This is a genomic window from Streptomyces sp. NPDC001851, assembly GCF_040297165.1.
Taxonomy (GTDB): Bacteria; Actinomycetota; Actinomycetes; order Streptomycetales; family Streptomycetaceae; genus Streptomyces.
In genome coordinates this window covers 103,438-128,127 of sequence record NZ_JBEOYR010000007.1, presented here as the reverse complement: position 1 = coordinate 128,127, position 24,690 = coordinate 103,438, and the positions used below count along the sequence as shown (strand labels likewise).

The window sequence follows — 24,690 nt, the reverse complement described above, 5'->3', positions numbered from 1 at the left end:
GTCACCCACGCCACAAGGGGTGTTCCCGTTCGGCCCACTCCCTGCTCACCGTTCCCGTGCGCAGGCCCCGTCTCGCCTCCGGGTCGCCCAGGGCCATGCCGATGTGGCCGGCCAGGACCACGCCGATGGTCAGGGCGAGCCAGTCGTGCACGAAGGTCGCCGACGTGCGCCACATCAGGGGCGTGAGGTGGGTGAACCACATCATCAGGCCGGTGCCGAGCATGACCAGCGCGGCGCCGGCGATCCACGCGGCGTAGATCTTCTGGCCGGCGTTGAACTTGCCCGCCGGACGGGAGGAGCGGCGCTTGTCCCGGCTCAGCGCGGCCCACAGCCACACGCGGTCGTGCGGGCCGAACCGGTTGAGGAAGCGCAGGTCGGCGCGGAAGGCGCGGGAGGCGAGGCCGAGCAGCACCGGCACCGGGAGGGCGATCCCGGCGCACTCGTGGACGCGGACGACCAGTTCACGGCGGCCGACCATGATCGCCAGCTGGGGGATGTAGAGGACGGCCGCCGTGACCACGCAGACGCCCATCAGCGCGGCCGTCGTGCGGTGCACCCAGCGCTGGGCCGGGCCGAAGCGGCGGATGCGGGCGCCGGGCGGGGCCGGGGTGTCAGCTCGTAGGCTCATCGGTCCGTCCGTTCGACCGGCCCACCCAGGCGTCGACGTCGTAGCCGAGGTGCTCCCAGTAGCCGGGTTCGACCCGGTCGGTGACCGTGATGCCGGAGAGCCACTTGGCCGACTTGTAGAAGTACATGGGGGCGACGTAGAGGCGGACCGGGCCGCCGTGATCGTGGGAGATGTCCTTGTCCTGCATGCGCAGCGCGACCAGGATGTCGGGGCGGCGGGCCTGGGCGAGGGTGAGGCTCTCGGTGTAGGTGCCGTCGAAGCAGGTGAAGCGGATCGCCTTCGCGGTGCCGCGCACCCCGGCCAGGTCCAGCAGACGGGAGAGGCGGACGCCTTCGAAGGGGGTGCCGGGGACCCGCCAGCCGGTGACGCACTGGACGTCCTTGACCAGCCGGGTCTGCGGCAGGGCACGCAGGTCGGCGAGGGTGTAGGTGCGCGGCCGGTCCACCAGTCCGTCGATCCTCAGCTGGTAGTCCGCGGCGTTCTTGCGGGGTACGGAGGCGGCGACGGAGTAGTAGCGGAAGCCGCCGCCGTTGGGCAGCAGGCCGGTCAGGCCGGTGGGGTCCTTGCCGGCGACGGCGCCGAGGAAGCCCTCCATGCCGCGTTGCAGCGCGGGCGCGGCGACGATGCCGAGCGCGCCCAGGCCGAGGGTGCCGAGGAAGACGCGGCGGCCGACGGGTGTGCCGTGCTGGTCCTCGGACTGTTCAGGGTTCACGTTGTCATTCGAGCACTCGGGGCCTTGTGGGGCCAGGGAACCGGGTCACTGGTCAGACTTCCGTAATCAGTTCTCACGTCGGTCTCGGAAAGCCATACGGCTGGGCCGGCCCGGCTGTTCAGTGCCCCAGTGCGCGGGTGCGGGCCGCCCGGAAGGCCGCCAGGGGGTCGCTGTGGACGAAGGACCAGGGGGCCGGGGTGGCGTGCCGGCCGATGCGCTGGAACAGGGCCGCCGCCTCGGCCGGGCGGCCGGCGCAGGACAGGGCGAAGGCGAGGTGGTTGAGGTCGATGTGGCGGCGGGGGTGTTCGTCGTGCTCCCACTCCAGCCACCAGTCGAAGCCGGCGCGCAGGATGCGGCGGGCCCTCGGGCCGGACCAGTGTCCGCAGGCGGCGGGGGCCGGGCCGGCGGCGGCTGGTGCCCCGGCAGGCAGCGGTTGCCCGTCGGGGAGCGGCGCCCGGTGCGTGGTTCCGGCGTGCCGGCTGGAAGTCCTCGTACCCGACGTGCTCGGGCTTCCGGCCGGTGCGGCGGGAGGGCGTGCCGGCCGTCGCGACGGGGCGGGCGTTGCCCGGTGGGGCACCAGCACCCGGTGCCGCTCGGCGAGTGCGACGACCGGCAGGAGGGCGAGCGGGGAGTCGGCCGGGGCCTCGGCGGCGGCCAGCTCGGCGAGGTCGTACACCTCGTGGTCCTCGGCCGCCCGGCCTCCGGAGGGCCGTTCGGCCAGGCGGGCCAGGAGCAGATGGTGGGCGTGGTGGTGTTCGGGGTGGCGGCGGCTCAGCTCGGCGAAGGCGCCGAGCACCTCGCGCTCCGGGCCGAGGGCGCGGGCCAGCTGGAGCAACCCCAGCCAGGGGGTGGGGTCGGCGGGGGCGAGCGCGGCCGCTTCGGCGCAGGCGTCGCGCGCCCGGTCGGGATCCTCCTTGCCGCGCAGGGCGCGCTGGACCTGGGCGAGGGCGTAGAGCGTGGCAGCGTCGGCGGAGCCGGGTTCGGCGTGCAGCCACTCGCCGGCCCAGGCCACGGCGTACGGTTCCCGGGCGAGTACGGTGAGGCGGTGGCCGCGGCGGTCCCAGTCGTCACCGGTGTGCAGCAGCAGGGAGCGGGCGGCCTGGCGTCGGCCCTGGGCCAGGGCGGCGCGCGCGGTGTGCAGCTCGGCGTCGTCGAGGGCGTCGTCGAAGGCGCCGGAGCCGTCCGGGGCGGTGTCACCGGACTGGTCCGAGCGGGTACGGCGAACGCCGAGCACAGGGGGGAGAGAGGGCACCGCGGGACTTCCTGTTTCTCGGGCTGCCATCGACCGATCACGCACAGCAAACCCCCAGCCAAGGGTCGCGTCAAGCGGAACGAGACGATTGACCCCTTCAACTACCTTTGAGGGCTGGGTACTTGGCGGACTCCGCGCAGGTGGGCCGTTGCGTCGCCCGGGTCCAGGCGGACGGCTGTGGCGTACGCCATGGCGCCGGGCGGACGGCTGTGGCGTACGCCATGGCGCCGGGCCGCTCCCCCACGGACCATGGCGAGTCAACCGCCCGGTTCCGGGCACTTCCGGGTACATGTGGTCCCGGGAGCGCTACAGTCGGCCACTACGCACCCGTGGTCCGGCCGGATGATCGAGGTACGCAGCGTGTCCGTTCTGGTTCTCCTTCTCGCCGTGAGTGCGGCCTGCTGTCTGGGCTTCGGATTCGTCCTCCAGCAGAACGCCGCGGAGAAGGCGCCGCTCAGCGACTTCCTGTCCTTCCGGCTGCTGCTCGACCTGATGCGGGTGCCGCGCTGGCTGGGCGGGCTCGGCCTGATGGTGGCCGGCATGGTGCTCGGCGCGATCGCCCTCGGCGAGGGCGAGATCTCCCTGGTCGAACCGCTGCTCGCGACCAACCTGCTGTTCGCGCTGGCCCTCTCCCGGCACCAGACCAGACAGCCCCTGGGCCGCCAGGGCTGGGCGGGGCTGCTGCTGCTCGCGGGCGGGGTGAGCGCGTTCATCATGGCGGGCGAGCCGCGCGGCGGCCATGCGATCGCCGATCCACTGCGGCACTGGCTGATCATCGGCGCGATGGTGGGCGCGGCCCTGGTGCTCACGACGTACGGCAAGCGCTCACGGCTGAGCTGGGGCCCGGTGCTGCTGGCCACCGCCGCCGGGCTGCTGTACGGCGTCCAGGACGCGTTGACCCGGGTGAGCGGCACCCGTTTCTCCGAGGGCGGCTTCACCGAGCTGTTCACCGGCTGGCAGCCGTACGGCGTGCTGGCCTGCGGGGTCACCGGGCTGGTGCTGGTGCAGAGCGCGTTCGAGACGGCCCCGCTGCGCATGTCGCTGCCCGCGCTGACGGCCGCCGAGCCGCTCGCCGGGATCCTGTGCGGCGTCGGATTCCTCGGCGACCGGCTGCGCACCGACACGGGGGCGCTGGCCTGGGAGGCGGCCGGGCTCGCGGCGGTGGTGGCGGGGATCATGCTGCTCGGGCTGCACCCGGCCATGCCGTGCGGCACGACGGAGGCGGAGGCGTCGGCCCGGGACCTGCAGCGGCGCTGAGCGGGCCCCTGGTTGGATGGGCGTCATGAACCCCGCTGAGGAAATCCTCGACGTCGTCGACGAGAACGACCAGGTGGTCGGCCGGTACCCGCGCGGTGAGGTGTACGCGAAGGGCCTGCGCCACCGCTGTGTGTTCATCCAGGCCCGGGACGCGGCCGGCCGGCTCTTCGTGCACCGGCGCACGGCCACCAAGCTGGTCTTCCCGGCCCTGTACGACATGTTCGTCGGCGGGGTCGTCGGGGCGGGCGAGTCCTACGACGAGGCGGCGCTGCGGGAGGCCGAGGAGGAGCTGGGCGTGCGCGGGCTGCCGCAGCCGGCCTTCCTCTTCAAGTTCCTGTACGACGACGGGGCCGGGAACAGCTGGTGGTCGGCGGTGTACGAGGTGCGCTGCGAGCTTCCCGTGCGCCCCCAGGTGGAGGAGGTCCAGTGGCACGGCTTCCTGCCCGAGGAGGAGGTCGAGCGGCGGCTCGGCGCATGGGAGTGGGTGCCGGACGGGCTGGCGGCGTACGAGCGGCTGAAGGCGTTCCGGGCGGGCCGGTGACCGCCCGGTAGGGTCGGCCGCGTGAGCGAATTCGTACGGAACATCCGGCTGTGGTTCGCGCCGGAGCAGGTGCGCGAGGAGGGCGGCACGCCCGACTACCGGTTCTCGCTGGCCAACGAGCGCACCTTCCTGGCCTGGCTGCGCACGGCGCTCGCGCTGATCGGCGGCGGATTCGCGGTGGACCAGTTCCTGCCGGACCTGCGCTGGGCGTGGCGGGCCGGTCTCGCGCTCGCGCTGCTCGGGGCCGGGGTGCTGTGCTCGCTGCGCGCGGTGAACCACTGGGTGCGCTGCGAGCGGGCGATCCGGCGCGGCGAGGACCTGCCCGCCTCCCGGTTCCCGGTGCTGCTGAGCCTGGTCGTCGCGGTGGTGGCCGTGTCGATGGTCGTGGTGGTGCTGGTCGGATGGGAGGGGTGAGCACGGCCGGGCGTGACCCGGGGCTGCAACCGGAGCGGACCCGGCTGGCCTGGCGCCGTACCACCCTGTCCGCCGCCGCGGCCGCCGTGCTCGCCGTGCGGGCAGCGCTGCACGGCGGGCCCTCGGCCGGCCGGGTCGTCGTGTGCGCGGTGTGCTGCGCCCTGTGGCTGGGCTTCCTGCGCGTGGCCCACCTCCGCATCCGGGCCCTGGCCTCCGGGGCCCGGCCGCCCGCGCTCGCTCCCCGGCACGCGACGGCGGCGGTGCTGTACGCGGTGGCACTGGCGCTCTGCGCCGCCGTACTCGTCGCCTAGGCCCTGCCGTCACCTCCCCGCCTGCGCCGCGACGCCTTGCAGGCACTCCCCCGCAGGGGGCACCCCCGGCCGCGTTGCCGACGGGACCTAGCCGTGTGCCTCCTCCCGGGTCTCCCAGTCCACCGTGACCACGATCTTCCCCCGGGTGCGGCCCTCCTGGTTCAGCCGGTGCGCGTCGGCCGTCCGCTCCAGCGGGAAGGTCTCCTGGACGTGCACGGAGACCGCCCCCGCCTCCGCCAGGCGGGTCAGTTCGGTGAGGTCCTCGGCGTCGGGGCGGACGAAGCAGTAGCGGCCGCCGTGGCCGACCACCTCCGGGTCGGCGATCGAGGCCAGCCGGCCCGCCGGCGCGAGCAGCTCGGCCGAGGCCGTCAGGGTGTCGCCGCCGATGGTGTCGAAGACCGCGTCCACGCCCTCCGGGACGAGCCCGCGCACCCGCTCGACCAGGCCCTGGCCGTAGGTCACCGGCTCGCCGCCGAGGCCGCGCACATAGTCGTGGTTGGACTCGCTCGCCGTGCCGATGACCCGGGCGCCGAGGTGGGCGGCGATCTGGACGGCCACGGAGCCGACCCCGCCGGCCGCCGCGTGCACCAGCACGGTCTCGCCGCGCTTGACCTCCAGCGCCCCGACGAGCACCTGGTAGGCGGTGAGCCCGGCGAGCGGGAGTCCGGCGGCCTCCTCGAAGGAGAGGGTGCGCGGCTTGCGGGCCAGCGTGCGCACGGGCGCGGCGACGTACTCGGCGAAGGTGCCGCGGGAGAGGAAGTCCTCGCGGCAGTAGCCGATGACCTCGTCGCCGACGGCGAACTCCGTGACCGCGGCGCCGGGCTGGACGACCACCCCGCTGACGTCCCAGCCGGGGACCACCGGGAAGACGGCGTCGAGGACCGCGTCGAGATGGCCCTCGCGGCACTTCCAGTCGACCGGATTGACGGCCGCCGCACGGACCTTGACCAGCACCTGGTCGGGGCCGACCTTCGGGTCGCGCACCTCGCCGTACTCCAGCACCTCGGGTCCGCCGTAGTGGCTGTAGCTGATGCCCTTCATGTCGTAGACCCTCCGGGGTACTCGCACGCCACGCAACCGGTATGCACCGATATGCACCGTCCGCGCGCGTAGCCTGTCGTCGCCACATCCCCCGTACCCCCGCAGGCACCCCCCGCACTTCCGAAAGCGAGCACCATGACCACCCTTCACCAGGAACACACCGAACACGGCACGCACCGCCACGGTCCGGGCTGCGGGCACCACGCCGTGCCGCACGGCGACCACCTGGACTACGCGCACGACGGACATCTGCACCGCGAGCACGAGGGCCACTGGGACGAGTGCGAGCCGTCCGGGCACACCGTCCACGAGCACCACGAGCACGTGCACTACGACGAGTGCGGACACGCCCAGGTACCACACGGCGACCATGTCGACTACCTGCACGACGGACACCGTCACGCCGAGCACGACGGCCACTGGGACGACCACTGACCGGCCGTACGGCAGGGGCCGGCGGCTCCCCGGGCGGCGCGCCGGGGAGCCGCCGGCCTTATCGTGGCTCCGGTCACGTTTGACCTCCTGTTGCGCGGGCGCACTGGACTACATACCGACCGGTCGGCATCATGAGTCGGGTCCTGTTCACCCGTTCGTAGGAGTGATGTATGAGCGCCGACCACCCGCCCGGACTCGACCTGGACCGGCTGCGCGCCCTCCTCGACCGCGAGCGCCCCGGTCTGGTGACCGGCCCCCTGACCGGCCGGCTGATCGAGGGCGGACGGTCGAACCTCACCTACGCGCTCTCCGACGGCACCTCGAAGTGGGTCGTCCGCCGGCCCCCGCTCGGCCATGTCCTGGCCACGGCGCACGACATGAAGCGAGAGCACCGCGTCATCAGCGCCCTGCACCCCACCTCCGTGCCGGTCCCCCGTCCGGTGCTGCTGTGCGAGGACGAGGACGTACTCGGGGCGCCGTTCTACGTCATGGAGTTCGTCGCGGGCACCCCGTACCGCACCGCCGAACAGCTCGCCCCGCTGGGCGCCGAGCGCACCCGGAACGCGGTGCTGTCCCTGGTGGACACACTGGTCGAGCTGCACGCGGTGGACCCCGCCGAGGTGGGCCTCGCGGACTTCGGCCGGCCCGAGGGCTTCCTGGACCGGCAGCTGCGCCGCTGGGGCAAGCAGCTGGACGCCTCCCGCAACCGGGAGCTGGCCGGCATCGACGAACTGCACGCGGCCCTTGGCCGGTCCCTGCCCGTCTCCCCCGCCCCGGCCGTCGTCCACGGCGACTACCGGCTCGACAACGTCCTGATCGGTGACGACGACCGGATCAAGGCGATCCTCGACTGGGAGATGTCGACCCTTGGCGACCCGCTCACCGACCTGGGCCTGCTGGTGATGTACAGCCAGCCGCTCGGCATGCCCGACTCCCCCGTGTCGACGACCGCGGGAGCCCCGGGGCACCCGTCCCCGCAGGAGCTGATCGAGCGGTACGCCGCGCGCTCGGGGCGGGACGTGTCGGCCGTCTCCTGGTACACGGCGTTCGCCTGGTTCAAGCTCGCCGTGATCCTGGAGGGCATCCACTACCGGTACACGCTGGGCCAGACGGTCGGCCGCGGCTTCGACCGGATCGGCGATCTCGTGCCCGTCTTCATCGACCACGGACTGACCACTCTTCAGGAAGGCTGACCGGACATGGACTTCGCGTTCGACGCGCGCACCGAGGAGCTCCGGGCCAGGCTGCTGGCCTTCATGGACGAGTACGTCTACCCGGCGGAGGCGGTGGCGGAGGAGCAGCGGGCCGCGCTGGCCTCACCGTGGGACACCCCGGCCGTGGTCGGGGAGCTGAAGGCCGAGGCCCGCAGGCAGGGCCTGTGGAACCTCTTCCTCCCCGACGCCGGGTACGGTGCCGGGCTGACGAACCTCCAGTACGCGCCGCTCGCCGAGATCACCGGCCGCTCCCCGCATCTGGCGCCCACGGCGACGAACTGCGCGGCGCCCGACACCGGGAACATGGAGGTGCTGGCGCAGTTCGGCAACGAGCAGCAGAAGAAGCAGTGGCTGGAGCCGCTGCTGGCCGGTGAAATCCGCTCGGCGTTCGCGATGACCGAGCCGGAGGTGGCCTCCTCGGACGCCACCAACATCACCACGCACATCGAGCGGGACGGCGACCACTATGTCATCACCGGCCGCAAGTGGTACATCTCCGGCGCGATGAACCCGGACTGCAAGATCTTCATCGTGATGGGCAAGACGGACCCGGACGGCGACGACATCCGCCGCCAGCAGTCGATGGTCCTGGTCCCCCGCGACACACCGGGTGTCACCGTCAGGCGCGCGATGCAGGTCTTCGGCTACGAGGACCACTCCCACGGCGGCCACGCCGAGGTGGTCTTCGACCACGCGCGCGTGCCGGTGTCGAACCTCATCGGCGAGGAGGGCGGCGGCTTCGCCATCGCGCAGGCCCGGCTCGGCCCGGGCCGCATCCACCACTGCATGCGGTTGATCGGCATGGCCGAGCGGGCGATCGAGCTGATGTGCCGCAGGGCGGTCTCCCGCACGGCCTTCGGCAAGGCGCTGGCCCAGCAGGGAGTGGTCCAGAACTGGATCGCGGACGCCCGGGTCACCGTCGAGCAGCTGCGGCTGCTGGTGCTGAAGACGGCCTGGCTGATGGACACCGTCGGCAACAAGGGCGCCCACACCGAGATCCAGGCCATCAAGATCGCCACTCCGCGTGCGGTGGTCGGCATCCTCGACCGGGCCATCCAGCTGCACGGCGCGGGCGGTGTGAGCCAGGACTTCCCGCTGGCCGAGCTGTACGCGAGCGCCCGCACCCTGATGCTGGCCGACGGCCCGGACGAGGTCCACCAGCGGTCGCTGGCGCGGCGGGAGCTGAAGAAGTACCTGTAAGGGGAGCGCGTGTAAGGGGCGGTCGCCCAAGGCGGCCGCCCCTTACACGGTTGCTTTCACGGGTTACGCGGTTGCTTTCACGGACGCAGCGCCCGCAGCAGCAGGTCGGCGAGGTGGTCGGCGACCTGCTGAGGGGTGAGGGGGCCGTCCGGGCGGTACCAGGTGGACAGGTGGTGGACGGAGCCGAAGTGGTAGTCCACCACCAGGTCGGCCGGGGTCGCCGTGGAGAAGACGCCCGCCTTCTGGCCCTCCTCGATCAGCGCCCGGAACCGTTCGTGGTAGCGCCGGCGCTCGGCGCGGACCTGCTTGTTCTTCTCCGGGCTGAGGTGGTGCATGGACCGGAAGAAGATCATCGCGTCGTCGAGGTTGTCGATCGTCGTGACGACCACGTCCGCGGCGGCGGCTCTGAGCCGCTCCTCCACCGGCGCGTCCATGCCGGCGAAATGGTCCAGCCGCTCCTGCTGGATGCGCAGCACGCGCGCGTACACCTCGTGCAGGAGGTCGTCCTTGGAGCCGAAGTAGTGGTACAGCGCCCCCTTGGTGACGCCGGCCGCCTCCACGATCTCCTGCACGGAGGTGCGGTCGTACCCCTGCTCGGCGAAGAGCCGGGTGGCGGCGGCAAGGAGCCGCTGCGGAACAGGTGCTCCATCCCCGTCCGTCGTCCTGGGCACTGCCGCCACCTGCCTTTCCTTGATGTTCATTCGGTGTTCCGGGAACGCAGTTCCCGACGGAGGATCTTCCCACTCGCCGTCTTGGGCAGGTCGGGCAGGATCTCCACCTGACGCGGATACTTGTAGGCGGCCAGTCTCTCCTTGCAGTACACCGCGAGTTCATCCGGGGCCGCCTCCGCGCCCGGCCGCAGGCTGATGTAGGCCTTGACGGTCTCGCCACGATAGCCGTCGGGGACGCCGACGACGGCCGCCTCGCGCACCGCCGGGTGGGTGTACAGCACGTCCTCGACCTCGCGGGGCCACACCTTGAAGCCGGACGCGTTGATCATGTCCTTCTTGCGGTCGACGACGTACAGCCAGCCCTGTGCGTCCATGAAGCCGATGTCGCCGGTGTGCAGCTCGCCGCCGGGGAAGGTCTCGGCGGTGGCGTCGGGCCGCCGCCAGTAGCCGGGGACGACCTGGGGCCCGCGTACGACGATCTCGCCCTGCTCCCCGAAGGGCACCTCGGCGCCCAGCTCGTCCACGATCCGCACGAGCGTGTCGGCACCGGGCACGCCCACCGACAGCGTCCCGGACACCGGGTCCACGGGGGCTTCCAGGCCGGGCGGGACGGCGGCGCACGGGCCGGAGCACTCGGTGAGGCCGTAGCCGACGCGGATGTACGGCCCGAAGCGCTCGCGGAAGCTCTCCACCAGGGCCGGCGGCACGGGCGCCCCGCCCGAGGACAGGTTCACGAAGGAGGCGAAGTGTTCCCGGGTGGCGTCCGGGTGGGCGGCGAGCGCCATGTAGGCGGTGGACGGGCCGACCGTGTAGTGCGGGTGGTGCTCCGCGAAGGCCTCCAGGACGAGCCCCGGCTCGAAGCGGTAGGCGAGCACCAGGGTGCCCGCGCTGTTCAGGCAGGCCGCGAACTGGCACACCATGCCGGTGATGTGGAACAGCGGCGCGAGCGCGTAGTAGACGGGCGCCTCGGGCAGCGCGAGCCCCGTCCGCTGCCGCTCGGCGTTGTGCATGATGTTGCGGTGCGTGTTGGTGGCGCCCTTGGGTGTGCCGCTGGTGCCGGAGGTGTAGCTGATCAGCGCGATGTCGTCCGGGCGCGGAGCGCGCCCCTCGGGCGCTTTTCCGCCCTGCCGGGCGACGGTCACGAGGTCGTCGGCGTCCGGCGCCTGGGGCAGCCGCTCGAAAGCGAGCACGCGCGCGTCGTCACGGGTCTGGAAGTCCAGCTCGCAGGCGGTCAGGACGGCCTTGACGGGCGAGTCGGCGGCCGTGGAGCGCAGATACGACTCCCATGCCCGGTCCGAGCAGACCAGCGCGGCCACCTCGCCGTCCCGCAGGACGTGCCCGACCTCGCCCGACTTGTACATCGGGTTGACCGGGACCACGGTCGCGCCGGCCTTCCAGGCACCGAGGACGGCGAGCACGAAGTGCGGGGAGTTCTGCAGCAGCACGGCCACCCGGTCGCCGCGCTCCAGTCCGCGTGCGGCGAGGTGGGCGGCGACGGAGTCGCTCAGCTCGTCCACCTCGCGGTAGCCGAGCCGGGCGTCGAAGTAGGCGAGGAAGGTACGGTCGGGCGCCTCGGCGGCGGCGGTCCGCAGGGCGTGCACGACGGAGTCGGCGGGGTGGACCGGGGCGCGCTGGGCGTCGTCGAGCAGGGCCAGCCAGGGCCGGTCCGCATACCGGGCGGTGCTCACCGGGTCTCCTCCCACTTGCGCTGGAGGTGGTTCATGCCGCTCAGCCAGCGATCCGGTTCGGCGGCCCGCGCCTGGTAGTACCCGGCCACCTCGGGGTGCGGCAGGATCAGGAAGCGGTCCTCCGCGATACCCCGGAACAGGGCGTCGGCGACGGCTTCCGGCTCGATCGCGGTGGGGTGGAGCACCAGGTCCCCGGCACTGCCGGTCGCGGCCAGCATGTCCGTGCGCACGCCCTGGGGGCAGATGGCGTGCACCTTCAGACCCCGGTGGCGGTACGTCAGGGACAGCCACTCGGCGAAGGCGAAGGCGCCGTGCTTGGTGACGCTGTAGGAGGGGGCGCCGATCATGGTGAGGAGTCCGGCGGCCGACACGGTGGACACGAACCGCCCGGCGCCCCGCTCCAGCCATCCGGGCAGCAGCTCGTGCGCCGCGCGGACGTGTGCCATGACGTTCACGTCCCAGGACACCGCCCAGGACCTCTCGTCGAGCGGCCCGCCCGCGCCGCCGTCCTCGAAGGCGACACCGGCGTTCGCGCAGTAGACGTCGACGGTGCCGCCGAGCGCGTCCCGGGCGTCGCCGACGATGGCGGAGGCGTCGCCCGGCACGGCGATCCCGCCGATCTCCCCGGCCACCGCCTTGGCCTTCTCGGCATCCAGGTCGTTCACGACCACCCGGGCCCCCTCGGCGGCGAACCGCCGGGCCAGCGCGGCCCCGATCCCACCGCCGGCCCCGGTGACGACCACTCCCGCATCCTGCACGGCTTCCACCATCGGTCTCCTTCGACACGACTTCGCGCGGCGCGCATCGGCTCCTGCCGGCCCAGACTAACCGGTCGGTATGTGTGAAGGAAGGGCCGCCGCACCAACCTCCAGCCATGGACCTGTCCCGACGGAACCTCCTCGCATCGGCAACCGCGGCCGCCCTGCCGGGCGCACCCGGACACCGTGAAGAACTCCGCACCGGCTTCGAGAGGCTCGCAGCCGGCGGCTACTCCCTGCTGAAGGGCCGGCGCGTCGGCGTCGTGACCAACCCGACCGGCATCACCAGGGACACCACCCACATCGTCGACGTCATGCACCGGGACCCCCGCGTCAGGCTGACGGCGGTCTTCGGACCCGAACACGGCTTCAGAGGCACCGCGCAAGCCGGCGGCTCCGAGGGGCGCTACGACGACCCGGCGACGGGCCTGCCGGTCTACGACACCTACCTGAAGAGCGGCAAGCCGCTCGCCGACATCTTCACCGCCGCCGGCGTCGACACGGTCGTCTTCGACATCCAGGACGTCGGCGCCCGCTTCTACACGTACATCTGGACGCTGTACGACTGCATGGAGGCCGCGCAGCTCGCGGGCAAGCGGTTCGTCGTCCTCGACCGGCCCAATCCGGTGACCGGCCGCGAGGCCCAGGGCCCGGTCCTGCACAGGGAGTTCGCCTCCTTCGTCGGCCGGCAGCCGATCGCGCAGGCGCACGGGATGACCGTCGCGGAGCTGGCGCGGCTCTTCAACGGGCAGTTCCTGGGCAAGCCGGTCGCGCTGGACACCGTACTGATGACGGGCTGGAACCGGACCCGGTTCTACGACGCCTCCGCACTGCCCTGGGTCCCGCCCAGCCCGAACATGCCGACCCCGGACACGGCTCTCGTCTACTCCGGCACCTGCATGTTCGAGGGCACCAACGTCTCGGAGGGCCGGGGCACGACCAGGCCCTTCGAGCTGCTCGGCGCCGAGGGCGTCGACGGCCGCTGGGCCGCCGCCGCGAACGCGCTCGGGCTGCCCGGGGTGCGGTTCAGGGAGGCGTACTTCGCGCCCACCTTCTCCAAGTTCCAGGGCAGGACGGTCGGCGGAGTGCAGATCCATGTGACCGACCGGGCCGCCTACGACCCCGTACGCACCGGCATCGCGCTGCTGGTGACCGCCAGGAAGGTGTGGGCCGGCTTCGCCTGGCGCCCGGACCACTGGATCGACAGGCTCACGGGGTCCACGCGCGTGCGCACGATGATCGACGCGGGGGCGGGCACCGACGAGGTGACCGGTGCCTGGCAGGAGGAGCTGGCCGCGTTCCGGCGGACCCGGAAGGAATATCTCCTGTACAAGTGAGGCGCGGTGTATGGCCAACTCTGTCCCGGAGCAGGACGATACGTCCGCGACGCATCGTTTCAGGGGGGACGAGGGAGCCTGGCATGGCGGATCCTGGGATGAGCGTGACTCCCTACTGGGAGCTGACCTTCGACGCGGACGGGGACGTGGAGGGCCCCGAACGCGACCGGCTGATGGCGCAGGTCACGGAGCACGGCGTCCGTGACCTGGTCGTCTTCGCGCACGGCTGGAACGACGACCGCTCGGGCGCGACCGCGCTGTACCGCCGTTTCTACGCACCGTTCCCGGCGCTCGCCCCACGGGCCCGCCTCGGCTACGTGGGCGTGATCTGGCCGTCGATGCGGTTCAGCGACGAGCCGATCCCGGACTTCCCGAAGTCGGTGGCGGCCGCGGCGGCACAGGCGGCACCGGGCCCGGCGCTGGACAAGGACACCCGGCGCGCGCTGCTGGCGACCTTCCCGGGCCGCGCGTCCCTGATCGACCAGCTGGCCCGGATGCTGGACGAACGGCCGGGCGGCGCCGCGGGGTTGCCGGAGTTCGGGCGTCTGGTGCGCCTGCTGGTGGACGCGGAGCCGCCCGGGGTGGCCGACACCGGCGAGGAGGGCGAGCCGGCCGTGTTCACCGGGGACCCGGCGACCGCCTGCGAGGCGTTCGCCGACGCGCTCGCCGCGGTCCGGTCGCCCGGCGCCCAGGCCGGGTTCGGCCTCCCGAACCCCTGGGAGGGCGCCAAGGAGCTGCTGCGGCAGGCGACGTACTACACGATGAAACGACGTGCGGGGACGGTGGGCGAGCACGGACTCGGGCCGGTGATCGGGCAGTTGGCGCGGACGGCACCCGGGGTGCGGGTGCATCTGGCCGGGCACAGCTTCGGTGGACGGCTGGTGTCGTTCGCGCTGCGCGGGCTGCCCGACGGAGTGCGCGCGGTGAAGTCCGTGACGCTCCTGCAGGGCGCCTTCTCGCACTACGCGTTCGCGGACGGGCTGCCGCAGGATCCGGACAAGGCGGGCGCGCTCAGGGACCGGCAGCGGTGGATCGACGGTCCGCTGGTGTGCTGCTACTCGCACTTCGACTCGGCCCTCGGCACGTTCTATCCGCTGGCCTCCCGGCTGTCCGGGGACGACCGTTCGTGTGCGGGCAGCGAGATCGCGGCCGTGCTGGGTCCGCGGTGGGGTGCGATGGGCCATGACGGGGTGCAGGCGGTGCCGGGGACCGCCCGGCTGGACCTCGCGGCGGCCCTCACCGGAGGGCTGCCGGCGTCGGGGTGCGTGAACGTCGACGCGTCGGCCGTGGTGCGGCGCGGGGGCCCGCCGACCGGGGCGCACAGCGACATCGTGCACCCCGAGCTGGCCCGGCTGCTGCTGGCGGCGGGCCGTATCACCTGACCCGCCGCCGGCGGCCGCCGGCCTACCTGTGCGAGGTGTACTCCACCACCTGCTGGAACGTCGGCCGGTTCTGCCAGCTGATCCTGCCGTGCTTGATGCCGCCCAGGGTGCGCTGGACGATGGAGTCGGCGCACCACTGGTCGCCGGCCGAGCACTGGTCGTCACCCGGGTAGACCTGGGCGGCGGTCGTGCCGGCCGCCTGCTTGAGGGTGCCGATCAGGATGTCCCGGCAGGCGCCGAGGCTGCCGCCGCCGCAGTACTTCTCGGCGAGCCCGCCCCGCACGTTCTCCCCGAGCACGGCCCGGATGTCCTTGTCGACATAGCTCCACCAGCCGTACTGGAAGGCGCTTCCGGCGTGCGAGCCGGTCGGGCCGTGTCCGGCGGAGGGGGTCTCGTCGATGGGCGCGTTGCCCGTGAAGGCGGTGTACAGGTCGCTGCCGAGGCCCGGTTCGAACTCCGCCTTGACCAGCAGCGGCCACCAGGCGTCCAGGAGGCGGATCGCGTCGGCGTCGGCGTAGGTGTGCGAACCGGCGGAGGTCTCCGTGCGCCTGGCGCCCGCGGCCACCCACGCCTGGAGCTTGTTCACCGCGTCGGCGGCCGTGGAGTCGGTCACCGGCGAGGAGTTGACCACCTTGAGCAGCTTGGGCAGCACGTCCTCGGCGCGCAGGTCGGCGAGGGCCGCGTCGGCCATGGCCTGCACCAGCTTGGCGCGGGTCACCCCGCCCGCCGCGACCAGCTTCTTCACCCGGTCGTCGAGCAGGTTGCCGCGGTGCACGGAGCCGTCCGCCCAGCCCGCCGCCGCGTAGTCCTTGGCCTGCTTGTTGTTCCAGGAGACGTAGTAGTCCTGGTCGACGGAGTGGGGGTGGGCCGAGGCCGGGGTGTAGTCGGCCGTGTTGGCGGCCGGGTCCCAGTTCCGCCACTCGTACGCCTGCTGCGCCCAGACCGGGAAGTCGGCGTCGACCCCGTCGGCGCGGACCGGGTTGTCGCCGCTGTTGTAGTACGCGGTGTGCCGGGAGTCGGCGTAGAACCAGTTGAAGGTGTAGTTGATGTGCTGGGCAGCGCTCTGGAAGTCCTGGGGGCCCTTGACGTAGTCGGGGTCGTTCAGCATCTGGAAGCCGATGATCGAGTCGGCCTCGTGCAGGTAGGAGGAGCGTAGTGAGGTGTAGGCGACCTTCTTGCCGCCCACGGTCGCGCGGTACTCCACCGGGCCGTACTTCGTCCGCCACACCCGCATCGTGTACGACCCCGCAGGCGTGCTGTCGGCCATGGTCGGTGACCAGGAGTTCTTCTGCTCGACCTGGTCCATGGCCGTGCAGGTGCCGTGGTACAGGTAGTGGTGGTCGTCCTGGCACAGTTCGACGGCGTAGGTGTCGATGATGTCCTGGCCGGACGTGGTCGCACTCCAGGAGTAGTCCTGCCCGCGGCCGAGTTCGACGTACATGCTCAGGCCCGCGAAGGAGGCGCCGCGCGCGCTGATGCCCGGTCCCTGGATCTCCTGGAGCATGAGCAGCTGCGGGGCGAAGTAGCCCGTCTGCGGTCCGAAGACCGCGATCGGATGGCCGCTCGCGGTGTACTTGCCGCTGACCACGAGGGCGTTGGACATGCCCCGCCTGGCCGAGCTGAGCGCGGTCTTCGCGGCAGTGGCGGAGGTGCTCCTGGCGGCGGCCGTGGCCGCGCTGCCCGTACGGTCGTAGACCAGCGGTTCCTGGGTGACCGAGCCGGCGTCGGGCAGGGCCTCGCCCTTGGCCTCGGCCGGCTTGGCGCCGTACGGGAAGCTCTCGCCGTCGTGGACGGTCAGGACGGCCTCGGGATCGTTGCGCTCGCGGAAGGACTCCCAGACCTTGGTGCCCTCCTCGACGCCGTACTTGGACTGGGCGGCGATCAGCGAGAGCGCGTTGCCGACCTCGCCGCCTCCCCCGGAGCCGAACAGCGAGCCGATCACGGAGGCCAGCGCCACGAGGTCGGTGACCTTGAAGTGCTCGATGGTGCCGGCGTTGGTGATCGGGTCCTTGTGGCCGGTCAGGTCGTACTCGCCGGGGAAGTAGCGTCCGCTGTCGGAGGTGTCGATGTAGGCGTTGATGCCGTCGAGGTAGGCCTTGACGTCGGCGAGGGCCTGCTGGCCGCGGGCGCCGTTCTTCGCGACGGCGTTGTCGATCTGCGCCTGCAGGTCGGCCTCGGTGTAGGGCGCGTTGCGGTAGAACTCCTGCTCCAGGCCCTGGTTGGCGGCGGCGCCGCCGGCGAAGGAGGTCAGCCGGCCGCGGCCGACGTGCCGGAAGACGTCCATCAGCCACAGCCGGTCCTCGGCCGCCGCGTAGCCCGCGCCGTACTCGGTGCCGTACCGGGTGGTGCCGGTGATGTGCGGCACACCGGTCTTCTTGTCCCGGACGATCGTCACGTCGCCGCGTCCGCCCGGCTTCTCGGTGGAGGCGACCTGGTCGGACGGCACACCGAAGGAGGAGTCGTTGAAGAAGTTGTTGATCGTGGCGTCGGTCAGGCCCGAGGAGCCGCTCGCCAGGTTCGCGTACGGGCCGAGCTGGTCCTCGGCGTGCGCGGGCTGGGTGCCGAAGGCCTGGTTGAGCAGGATCTGCGCGAGCGTCGCGTTGCCGTTCTCACCGGGCGGCAGGATGTCCGAGCACTGGCCGCCGCAGTAGTCGTTCGAGGCGATGGCCTGGGCGGCGGCCGGCGTCTGGGTGAGGGGAGAGAGAAGTCCGGCGACGAGCACGCATATCGACGCGGACTTCAGGAACCCGGTGAAGCGGCGGGACGTTCTCAGTCTGTGGAGGGCGGTACGTGGGGTGCGCCTATGTGGGGTTCGCCGTGGCATGGCAGCTCCTAGCGACAGGGGTGGCCGAAGGTTACCGCCGGTATCCCCAGCTTTAAAGATGAACATGCGTCACTTTCCGGAGTGCACAAGCAGGACCACGGCAAGAGCACGAGAAGAGATGGAGCCGAATCGCCTGTCGATACGTCTATTCGGCGACGTCCGTGCGACGACGCCGAAGTGACCGAAGTACAGGTGCAGGTGTGACGGAGGTGCAGGGCGATGGCCGGTTTCCGGAGTCTGGCGAGACAGGTACGCGATCCGGACTGCGATCTGGCACTGCGGCGGTACTCGCTGCGCAAGTGCCTTGAGAAGTTCGCCCCTTACGGGCATCGGGCGACCTGGGACCATCTGTGCTCCCGGGCGGGCTTCGGTCCCGAGGACCGCTCCCCCGACCCGGCGCGGCTCGTGGCCGCACTGGAGGAACTGGAGGAGGCCCGGTCCGTCTGGCTCGCCTACGAGATCGAGTTCACCGAGCGGCGCAGGAAGGAGAAGCACGACGGGCTGCGCAGGCCGGGCAGCGTGGACGACTGGCACCGGCTGACCTGGGGCGGCTTCGGGGTCGCCTGGTGCGACGACCCGCGGGTCCACCCCGCCGAGCCGCTGGCGGAGGTGCTGCGCCGGCTGATAGCCGCCCTGGAGCGGGAACCGGGCGCGGGCTGCCCGGTGTGCGGCGCCGACCGCCTGGTCTGGCGCTACGGTCTGGACCATGAGCCGTCGTCCGGCCCGGTCTGCACGGACTGCGGGATCCTCGTGCCGCGTCCGGTTCTCACCCCGCAGGCACTGGAGTTCGCAAGGCGGGGGCGGCTGCTGATGTCGGCCTGAGTAGTGGTGTCAACGGGGGGCGTTCCGGGGGGTGCGCAGGGGATGCCGCGCCCCCTGCTGTGCGGCGGCCGGGGGCCGTTGTCCGTGGGGGCTGGCACCATCGGGGCATGGTGCAGGTGTGTCTGAACGGGAGCCGTTCCGCGGCGGACGGTGTGCGCGTGCCGATGTCGCCGCAGGACCTGGCCCGTTCCGCGGCGGAAGCCGTGGCCGCCGGGGCCACGTCCGTCCATGTCCACCCGAAGACGCCGTGCGGGCACGACAGTCTCTCCCCGCGCGTCCTCGCGCCGGCCCTGGAGGCGATCCGGGCGCGGGTGTCGGTACCGGTCGGGGTGACGACCGGCGCCTGGGCCGAGCCCGACCCGACGGCAAGACTCGCCCGGGTGCGCAGCTGGTCCGTGCTGCCCGACTTCGCCTCGGTCAACTGGCATGAGCCGGGCGCCGAAGCGGTCGCCGAGCACCTGCTCGGCAGGGGCGTGGGCGTCGAGGCGGGCGTCTGGTCCGGCACCGACGGAGCGGCCCGGTTCGCGGCCTCGCCGTTCGGGCCGAGGGTGCTGCGGGTACTGGCCGAGGTCACCGACCCGGACCCGGCGACCGCCGAGGCTTCGGCGCGGGCCCTGCTGGCCGAGCTGATGCCCCGGCAGGTGACGTCTGAGGCAGCGGGGGAGAGTGCCGGGCGTCGCGACGGGGCGAACGTCGGCTGTCACGGCCGGCCGGTGCTTCTGCACGGCGAGGAGGGCGGCACCTGGCCGGTGCTGCGGCTGGCCGGACGGCTGGGCCTCGCCACCCGGATCGGGCTGGAGGACACGCTGTTCCTGCCGGACGGCCGACGGGCGGCGGGAAACGCTCAGTTGGTCGCGGCGGGGCTGGTCCAGTACGGGTCGTTCCAGCGGTCGTCGTAGGGCAGGCCCACCAGCTCGGACCGGACCGCCAGGTCGGTCTCCCCCCGTGCCCGGAGCCGGGCGGAGGCGTGCCGGGCGAGCCAGGACCGCAGTTCGCCGACCGCGGCGGCCCGGTCCTCCGGCTCCCACCAGGTGACCGGCAAGTCGTCGTTGACCAGGTCGTACATCCAGGAGCGGGCACAGCCGACGAGATGAGCGCCGGCGACCGGACCGGGGCCCCACCCGTCGAGCAGCGGGGTCATCGTGCGCAGGATCGAGGCGCAGGTCTCGAAGACGTCCTCGGCGGGATACGGCGCCGTGGGCGTGGCGAGCACGTCCTGCCACCAGGCGAGCACGAACGCCTCGACGGCCGAGGCCTGCTCGGGCGGCCAGGATCGCCAGTGGACCCGGCTCAGCCCGTGCGGCGCCCAGCCGATGCCGTCGAGGGTGCCGTCCGCCATCGCGTGCGCGCACTGCGGCAGCAGGCGCCGCATCACGGCGGCGTGGTCCTCGGTCTCGGCGGGGCTGGCGAAGCCGTTGAACACGGTGTCGACGTCCGCGAGAGCGGCGGCGAGTGCGGGCGTGGGCATGGAGGGTGGCCCCGTTCGGTACTCCGTGCGCGGCGGCGGGGCCGGCCGAAGAGGGCGACGCTACCAGCCGTAAATCGGCTCGCTCCACCCGATTCCCGTCCGGACAGTGGAGCCGATGAAACCGAACCGATGAACACGGGGAGTCCCATGTCCACGCTGCGGGTCACCGCGGAAGTGCTGACCGTCCACGAGCATCCGAACGCCGACGCGCTGGAGCTTGCCCAGGTGGGCCTGTACCGGGCCGTCGTCGCCAAGGGCGCGTACCGCACCGGCGAGGCCGCCGTCTACATCCCCGAGCAGTCCGTGCTCCCGGCCGGGCTGATCGAGGAGCTGGGCCTGACCGGACGGCTGGCGGGCGGTGAGGCCAACCGGGTCAAGGCGGTGCGGCTGCGCGGCGAGCTGTCGCAGGGCATCGTGTGCCGGCCGAAGGCACTGGCGGACGTCGACCTGGCGCGGGCGGCGGCCGAGGGCACGGACTTCGCGGAGCTGCTGGGCATCACCAAGTGGGTGCCGCCGATACCGCCGACCATGAACGGCGAGGTGGAGTCGGCGCCGGACCTGCTGCCCTGGGTCGACATCGAGAACGTCCAGCGCTACCCGGACATCTTCACGCCGGGCGAGCCGGTCGTCCTGACGGAGAAACTGCACGGTTCGGCGTGCCTGCTGACGTATGTCGCCGGCGAGGGACGGGTGTACGTGTCGTCCAAGGGGTTCGGCGCCAAGTCGCTGGCGCTGAAGGAGGATCCGCGGAACCTGTACTGGCGGGCCGTGCGCGGACATGGCGTCGCCGAGGTCGCGGCGCGGCTGGCCGAGCGGCTCGGGGCTCGCCGGGTCGGCATCTTCGGCGAGGTGTACGGCGCGGGGGTCCAGGACCTGTCGTACGGCGCGGACGGGCGGCGGGACACGCTGGGGTACGCGGCGTTCGACGTCTCGGCGGAGGTGGACGGCGCCGTGCGGTGGCTGGACGCGGTTCAGCTGCTGGAGGGGGAGCTGCCGGTGGTGCCCCGGCTGTACACGGGGCCGTACGAGATCGGGCGGGTACTGGAGTTCGCGAGCGGGCGGGAGACGGTGTCCGGGCGGGGGCTGCATCTGCGGGAGGGTGTGGTGATACGGCCCGCGGTGGAGCGGTACAGCCCGGTGACCGGGGGCCGGGCGATCGCGAAGGCGGTCAGCCCGGCGTACCTGACGCGCAAGGGCGGCACCGAGTACGAGTAGGGCGGAGCTCAGCGGCCCTCAGCCAGCAGCCGGGACCCGGTGAGGCGGTCGCCGAACACGTCGTCCGGGTTGGACAGGACGCAGTTGTCCAGGGACAGGCATCCGCAGCCGATGCAGTCGGTCAAGTGGTCGCGAAGGCGGTTCAGCTGCTTGATGCGTTCGTCGAGCTCCGAGCGCCACTTCTCGGACAACCGCGCCCAGTCCTCCCGGGTCGGCGTCCGTTCCTCGGGAAGCTCCGCCAGGGCGTCCCGGATCGTGGCCAGCGGGATGCCGACCCGCTGCGCCGCACGGACGAAGGCGACCCGGCGCAGGGTGTCACGGCTGTAGCGGCGCTGGTTGCCGGACGTGCGGCGGCTGCTGATCAGGCCCTTGGACTCGTAGAAGCGCAGCGCGGAAACGGCGGCGCCACTGCGCGCGGACAACTGGCCGACGGTCAGTTCATGGATCTTCTCGGGAATCTGCGGCACCCCTCAGAGCCTAGGGGCTGTCGTCACATTCCCGTCTGCCTGGCGGCGCCATGCACGCTCCCCCGCTGCCTCAAGGGCGCGGGAGGTGCCCCCACTCGCCGCACCGGGCGCGGACCCGAGTACGTCCAGTACACGGGTCCACGCCCGGCACTCCCCCAGCCTTCGGCCGGGGGGACCCCCAGAGCACGCACCTGACACCGCCAGGCCGCCCTTCGGGCAACGACGGGAATGTGACGACAGCCCCTAGTGCCCCGGCGTCGTTGTGGTCCGTTGACAGGCGCCTCTCGCGCGACCATGCTAAGCAGTCGCTTAGAGATGCCGGTGAGATGCGAGCGAGAGGCCGGGAACATGGCAGAACCGAGGACCTTCACCTCCCCCGACGAGCTGCGGGCGGCCGTCGGCGAGCAGCTGGGGTACACCGACTGGCTGGAGGTCGACCAGAAGCGCATCGATCTGTTCGCCGAGGCCACCGGCGATCACCAGTGGATCCACGTGGACCCGGAGAAGGCCGCCGCGGGGCCGTTCGGGACCACCATCGCCCACGGTTACCTGACCCTGTCGCTGCTCCCCCTCTTCGGCCCGCAGCTGATCCGGGTGGAGGGCGTGAAGATGGGCGTGAACTACGGCACGAACAAGGTCCGCTTCCCCTCCCCCGTCCCCGTCGGCTCCCGGCTGCGCGCCACCGCGAGGATCACCGGCGTCGAGGACGTCACGGGTGGTGTCCAGGTGACGGTCGCCTTCACCGTGGAGCGCGAGGGCGGCGACAAGCCGGTGTGCGTCGCGGAGTCGGTGGCCCGGTACTACCTCTGAGCCGGGGCGGGCCGCTACTTCGCCCCCACCATCCGGAGCACGAGGTCGGCGTAGAGCGCGCCGACCTCCTCGGGGGTGAACGGACCGTCCACGGTGAACCAGCGGGCCACGTCGATGCACAGCGACAGCACGGCGAGCGTGGTGCCCTTGACGTCCAGCACGTCGAACTCGCCCGAGGCCACGCCGTCCTCGATGATCCCGCGCACCTCGGCGTCGACCTGGCGGCGCAGCGCGACGATCTCGGCGCGGGCCTCGGGGCCGAGCGCGTCGAGTTCGTACTGCACGACCCGCGCGGTGGTGCGCCGGCCCGCGTGCCAGCGGACGAAGGAGCTGACCGCGCCGGCCAGCCGCTCGGCCGCGGTGCCCTCCCGGCGCGAAGCCGTGCGCAGGATGTCGAGGGCCTTGTCGTGACCGATCCGGCTGATCCGGTGGAGCAGCTCTTCCTTGGTCTTGTAGTGGATGTAGAGCGCGGCCGGGCTCATGCCGGCGCGGCCCGCGATGTCGCGGGTCGTCGTCGCGTGGTAGCCGCGCTCGGCGAAGGCCTCCACGGCGGCGACGAGCAGCCGCCGGGCCGCGTCAGGGGTGACCTCTTCCCACGGCTCCACTTCGCCGCCGGTCGGCTCCTCCGCCGTACTCATCGCTCACTCGCCCCTCTCGATGGCAGGAGCACCACCATACCGCCGACGGTGAGCGAGCGCTTAGTGCAGCCGTTCAGAGCTTTTCGAAGGGGTCGTGTTCCGCGAGCAGCTTCTCCAGGCGCGCCTGGTCGACGCGACTGACGATCTGCCCGGCCTCCTGCCGGTCCCGGATCACCTTGGCCAGGGTGAAGGCGGAGGTGACGAGGTACAGGACCGCGATCGCGAGGAAGGCCCGGACCCAGGCGTTGGCGTCCAGCTGGTAGATGCCGACGGCCGTGGCGGCCATGGCGACCGAGAACGAGGCGACGGCCTGGCCGTAGAACGCGGCCGTGCCCTGCTGCTTGACCGGTGTGTCACTCATGACGGACAGCATGGGCGGATGTGGCCCGCGCCACATCCGCCGAAGTACTCAGACGCATACTCAGCCGGAGGCGTCCTCAGAACGCCGAAACCCCGGTCAGGGAGCGGCCGATGAGCAGTTTCTGGATCTGACTGGTGCCCTCGTAGAGGGTCATCACGCGGGCGTCGCGCAGGAGTTTGCCGGCCGGGTACTCGTCGATGTACCCGTAGCCGCCGAAGACCTGGAGGGCGTTGTTGGCGGCGCGGACGGCGGCCTCGGAGGCGAACAGCTTGGCCTTGGAGGACTCGACGGCGAACGGCTGCCCGCGGTCGATCAGGTCGGCCACACGCCAGGTGAGCAGCCGGGCGGCGTCCACGTCGACGGCGATGTCGCTGATCAGCTCCTGCACCAGCTGGTGACGGGCGATGGGCTTGCCGAACTGCTCGCGCTCACCGGCGTACCGCACGGCCGCGTCCAGCGCCGCCTGGGCGATGCCGACACAGCCCGCGGCCACCGACATCCGCCCCTTGGCCAGCGCGGACATGGCCACCGAGAAACCCTTGCCCTCCTCCCCGAGCAGCGCGGAGGCGGGCACCCGGACGTCCTCCAGGGCGAGTTCGGCGGTGGCCTGACCGCGCAGGCCCAGCTTGCCGTGGAGGGGGCGGCGGGTCAGTCCGGGGGTGTCGGCGGGCACGAGGAAGGCGGAGACCCCCTTGTGGCCCGGGGCGTCGGTGGAGCGGGCGAAGAGGAGGACGACGTCCGCCCAGGTGCCGTTGGTGATGAACATCTTGGTGCCGTTGATGACGTAGTCGTCTCCGTCGCGTACGGCACGGGTGGTGAGGTTGCCGGCGTCGGAGCCGGTGCCGGGTTCGGTGAGGCCGAAGCAGCCGACGTACGCGCCGGCCGTCAGCCCCGGCAGCCAGCGCCGCTTCTGCTCCTCGTCACCCCAGGCGGCGACCGACTTGGCAACGAGTCCGAGGGACACGGACACGATCCCGCGCACGGAGGAGTCGCCGCGCCCCAGCTCCTCGGTGACCAGGCAGTACGCGAGATGGTCGCCGCCGGAGCCGCCGTACTCCTCGTCGATGGTCAGCCCGAGGAATCCGACCTCGCCGAGCTTCTTCACGATGCCGCGGTCGACCTCCTCGGCGCGGTCCCATTCCACCACGTGCGGGGCGATCTCGCGCTCCACGAAGTCGTGGGCGAGCCGCCGTACGGCGGCCTGCTCCTCGCTCAGTTCCAGGTTCACCACGCGATCACCCCGC

General features: G+C 72.2%; 26 protein-coding genes. 13 read left to right on the top strand and 13 right to left on the bottom strand.

Features of this window, described 5'->3' with window-relative positions; translation table 11 throughout:
* Position 1: 1 nt before the first annotated feature.
* The 3 genes from ABT171_RS12180 to ABT171_RS12170 all read right to left on the bottom strand — a co-directional run bounded on the left by ABT171_RS12180 (position 2) and on the right by ABT171_RS12170 (position 2,592).
* Entirely contained in the window at positions 2–628 is a 627-nt protein-coding gene (locus ABT171_RS12180; RefSeq protein WP_351242584.1) for a cytochrome b/b6 domain-containing protein, read from the bottom strand.
* Entirely contained in the window at positions 612–1,340 is a 729-nt protein-coding gene (locus tag ABT171_RS12175) for a molybdopterin-dependent oxidoreductase (protein ID WP_351242582.1), read from the bottom strand. Before ABT171_RS12175 ends, ABT171_RS12180 begins: the two co-directional genes overlap by 17 nt.
* 118 nt (positions 1,341–1,458) lie before the next feature.
* Positions 1,459–2,592, bottom strand: a complete 1,134-nt coding sequence (locus ABT171_RS12170) for a hypothetical protein (RefSeq protein ID WP_351242580.1) — start codon at positions 2,590–2,592, stop codon at positions 1,459–1,461.
* Positions 2,593–2,952: 360 nt separating this feature from the next.
* Between ABT171_RS12170 and ABT171_RS12165 the strand changes: the two genes are divergently transcribed.
* From ABT171_RS12165 to ABT171_RS12150, 4 genes are read left to right on the top strand one after another with little or no spacing between them, the layout of a single operon-like run.
* Positions 2,953–3,849 carry a DMT family transporter gene (locus ABT171_RS12165; RefSeq protein ID WP_351242578.1) on the top strand — a complete coding sequence of 299 codons (897 nt, stop codon included), beginning with the start codon at positions 2,953–2,955 and terminating at the stop codon, positions 3,847–3,849.
* 25 nt (positions 3,850–3,874) lie between these two features.
* Positions 3,875–4,390 carry an NUDIX domain-containing protein gene (locus ABT171_RS12160; protein ID WP_351242576.1) on the top strand — a complete coding sequence of 172 codons (516 nt, stop codon included), beginning with the start codon at positions 3,875–3,877 and terminating at the stop codon, positions 4,388–4,390.
* Positions 4,391–4,411: 21 nt separating this feature from the next.
* Entirely contained in the window at positions 4,412–4,804 is a 393-nt protein-coding gene (locus tag ABT171_RS12155) for a YidH family protein (RefSeq protein WP_351242574.1), read from the top strand.
* Positions 4,792–5,115 (top strand): DUF202 domain-containing protein, encoded by a 324-nt coding sequence (locus ABT171_RS12150; protein WP_351242572.1) that lies wholly within the window; start codon positions 4,792–4,794, stop codon positions 5,113–5,115. Before ABT171_RS12155 ends, ABT171_RS12150 begins: the two co-directional genes overlap by 13 nt.
* 87 nt (positions 5,116–5,202) lie before the next feature.
* Here the strand turns inward: ABT171_RS12150 and ABT171_RS12145 are convergent, their stop codons facing one another.
* Positions 5,203–6,156, bottom strand: a complete 954-nt coding sequence (locus ABT171_RS12145) for an NADP-dependent oxidoreductase (RefSeq protein WP_351242570.1) — start codon at positions 6,154–6,156, stop codon at positions 5,203–5,205.
* A 135-nt stretch (positions 6,157–6,291) separates the two neighbouring features.
* Between ABT171_RS12145 and ABT171_RS12140 the strand changes: the two genes are divergently transcribed.
* From ABT171_RS12140 to ABT171_RS12130, 3 genes are all read left to right on the top strand, one after another.
* On the top strand, positions 6,292–6,591 hold the full coding sequence (locus ABT171_RS12140; RefSeq protein ID WP_351242568.1) for a hypothetical protein: 300 nt from the start codon (positions 6,292–6,294) through the stop codon (positions 6,589–6,591).
* 170 nt (positions 6,592–6,761) lie between these two features.
* Positions 6,762–7,784 (top strand): phosphotransferase family protein, encoded by a 1,023-nt coding sequence (locus ABT171_RS12135; protein WP_351242566.1) that lies wholly within the window; start codon positions 6,762–6,764, stop codon positions 7,782–7,784.
* A gap of 6 nt (positions 7,785–7,790) precedes the next feature.
* Positions 7,791–9,005 carry an acyl-CoA dehydrogenase family protein gene (locus ABT171_RS12130; protein WP_351242564.1) on the top strand — a complete coding sequence of 405 codons (1,215 nt, stop codon included), beginning with the start codon at positions 7,791–7,793 and terminating at the stop codon, positions 9,003–9,005.
* A gap of 77 nt (positions 9,006–9,082) precedes the next feature.
* Here the strand turns inward: ABT171_RS12130 and ABT171_RS12125 are convergent, their stop codons facing one another.
* Genes ABT171_RS12125 through ABT171_RS12115 form a run of 3 tightly spaced genes read right to left on the bottom strand, consistent with a single transcriptional unit; the run spans position 9,083 to position 12,134 of the window.
* Positions 9,083–9,676, bottom strand: coding sequence for a TetR/AcrR family transcriptional regulator (locus tag ABT171_RS12125; protein WP_351242946.1), 594 nt, complete (start codon positions 9,674–9,676; stop codon positions 9,083–9,085).
* Between the two features lie 26 nt (positions 9,677–9,702).
* Complete coding sequence (locus tag ABT171_RS12120) at positions 9,703–11,364, bottom strand: class I adenylate-forming enzyme family protein (protein WP_351242562.1); 1,662 nt, start codon at positions 11,362–11,364, stop codon at positions 9,703–9,705.
* Positions 11,361–12,134, bottom strand: a complete 774-nt coding sequence (locus ABT171_RS12115) for an SDR family oxidoreductase (protein WP_351242560.1) — start codon at positions 12,132–12,134, stop codon at positions 11,361–11,363. Before ABT171_RS12115 ends, ABT171_RS12120 begins: the two co-directional genes overlap by 4 nt.
* A gap of 104 nt (positions 12,135–12,238) precedes the next feature.
* On the opposite strand from ABT171_RS12115, the gene ABT171_RS12110 reads away from it, so the two are divergent.
* Positions 12,239–13,459 (top strand): exo-beta-N-acetylmuramidase NamZ family protein, encoded by a 1,221-nt coding sequence (locus ABT171_RS12110; RefSeq protein ID WP_351242558.1) that lies wholly within the window; start codon positions 12,239–12,241, stop codon positions 13,457–13,459.
* A gap of 83 nt (positions 13,460–13,542) precedes the next feature.
* Entirely contained in the window at positions 13,543–14,841 is a 1,299-nt protein-coding gene (locus ABT171_RS12105; protein WP_351242556.1) for a serine-threonine protein kinase, read from the top strand.
* Positions 14,842–14,863: 22 nt separating this feature from the next.
* Here ABT171_RS12105 and ABT171_RS12100 read toward each other — a convergent pair whose 3' ends face one another.
* A complete protein-coding gene (locus ABT171_RS12100) occupies positions 14,864–17,665 on the bottom strand; it encodes a penicillin acylase family protein (RefSeq protein WP_351242554.1) in 2,802 nt (933 codons plus the stop codon).
* A 219-nt stretch (positions 17,666–17,884) separates the two neighbouring features.
* Between ABT171_RS12100 and ABT171_RS12095 the strand changes: the two genes are divergently transcribed.
* Together ABT171_RS12095 and ABT171_RS12090 are read left to right on the top strand one after the other, a co-directional pair.
* Positions 17,885–18,487, top strand: coding sequence for a hypothetical protein (locus ABT171_RS12095; RefSeq protein ID WP_351242552.1), 603 nt, complete (start codon positions 17,885–17,887; stop codon positions 18,485–18,487).
* A 107-nt stretch (positions 18,488–18,594) separates the two neighbouring features.
* The gene (locus ABT171_RS12090) at positions 18,595–19,386 is read left to right on the top strand and encodes a 3-keto-5-aminohexanoate cleavage protein (RefSeq protein ID WP_351242550.1); all 792 of its coding nucleotides are present in this window, start codon (positions 18,595–18,597) and stop codon (positions 19,384–19,386) included.
* Here the strand turns inward: ABT171_RS12090 and ABT171_RS12085 are convergent.
* Positions 19,332–19,955, bottom strand: coding sequence for a hypothetical protein (locus ABT171_RS12085; protein ID WP_351242548.1), 624 nt, complete (start codon positions 19,953–19,955; stop codon positions 19,332–19,334). The two genes, ABT171_RS12090 and ABT171_RS12085, sit on opposite strands and share 55 nt — an antisense overlap.
* Positions 19,956–20,102: 147 nt before the next feature.
* On the opposite strand from ABT171_RS12085, the gene ABT171_RS12080 reads away from it, so the two are divergent.
* Positions 20,103–21,170 carry an RNA ligase (ATP) gene (locus ABT171_RS12080; RefSeq protein ID WP_351242546.1) on the top strand — a complete coding sequence of 356 codons (1,068 nt, stop codon included), beginning with the start codon at positions 20,103–20,105 and terminating at the stop codon, positions 21,168–21,170.
* An 8-nt stretch (positions 21,171–21,178) separates the two neighbouring features.
* Here ABT171_RS12080 and soxR read toward each other — a convergent pair whose 3' ends face one another.
* Positions 21,179–21,637, bottom strand: coding sequence for a redox-sensitive transcriptional activator SoxR (gene soxR, locus ABT171_RS12075; protein ID WP_351242544.1), 459 nt, complete (start codon positions 21,635–21,637; stop codon positions 21,179–21,181).
* Between the two features lie 348 nt (positions 21,638–21,985).
* Between soxR and ABT171_RS12070 the strand changes: the two genes are divergently transcribed.
* Entirely contained in the window at positions 21,986–22,447 is a 462-nt protein-coding gene (locus ABT171_RS12070; protein ID WP_351242542.1) for a MaoC family dehydratase, read from the top strand.
* 14 nt (positions 22,448–22,461) lie between these two features.
* Here the strand turns inward: ABT171_RS12070 and ABT171_RS12065 are convergent, their stop codons facing one another.
* The 3 genes from ABT171_RS12065 to ABT171_RS12055 form a co-directional block, all read right to left on the bottom strand.
* The gene (locus tag ABT171_RS12065; RefSeq protein WP_351242540.1) at positions 22,462–23,085 is read right to left on the bottom strand and encodes a TetR/AcrR family transcriptional regulator; all 624 of its coding nucleotides are present in this window, start codon (positions 23,083–23,085) and stop codon (positions 22,462–22,464) included.
* A gap of 73 nt (positions 23,086–23,158) precedes the next feature.
* The gene (locus ABT171_RS12060) at positions 23,159–23,446 is read right to left on the bottom strand and encodes a YiaA/YiaB family inner membrane protein (RefSeq protein WP_351242538.1); all 288 of its coding nucleotides are present in this window, start codon (positions 23,444–23,446) and stop codon (positions 23,159–23,161) included.
* A 76-nt stretch (positions 23,447–23,522) separates the two neighbouring features.
* Entirely contained in the window at positions 23,523–24,674 is a 1,152-nt protein-coding gene (locus ABT171_RS12055; protein WP_351242944.1) for an acyl-CoA dehydrogenase family protein, read from the bottom strand.
* Positions 24,675–24,690 lie beyond the last annotated feature (16 nt).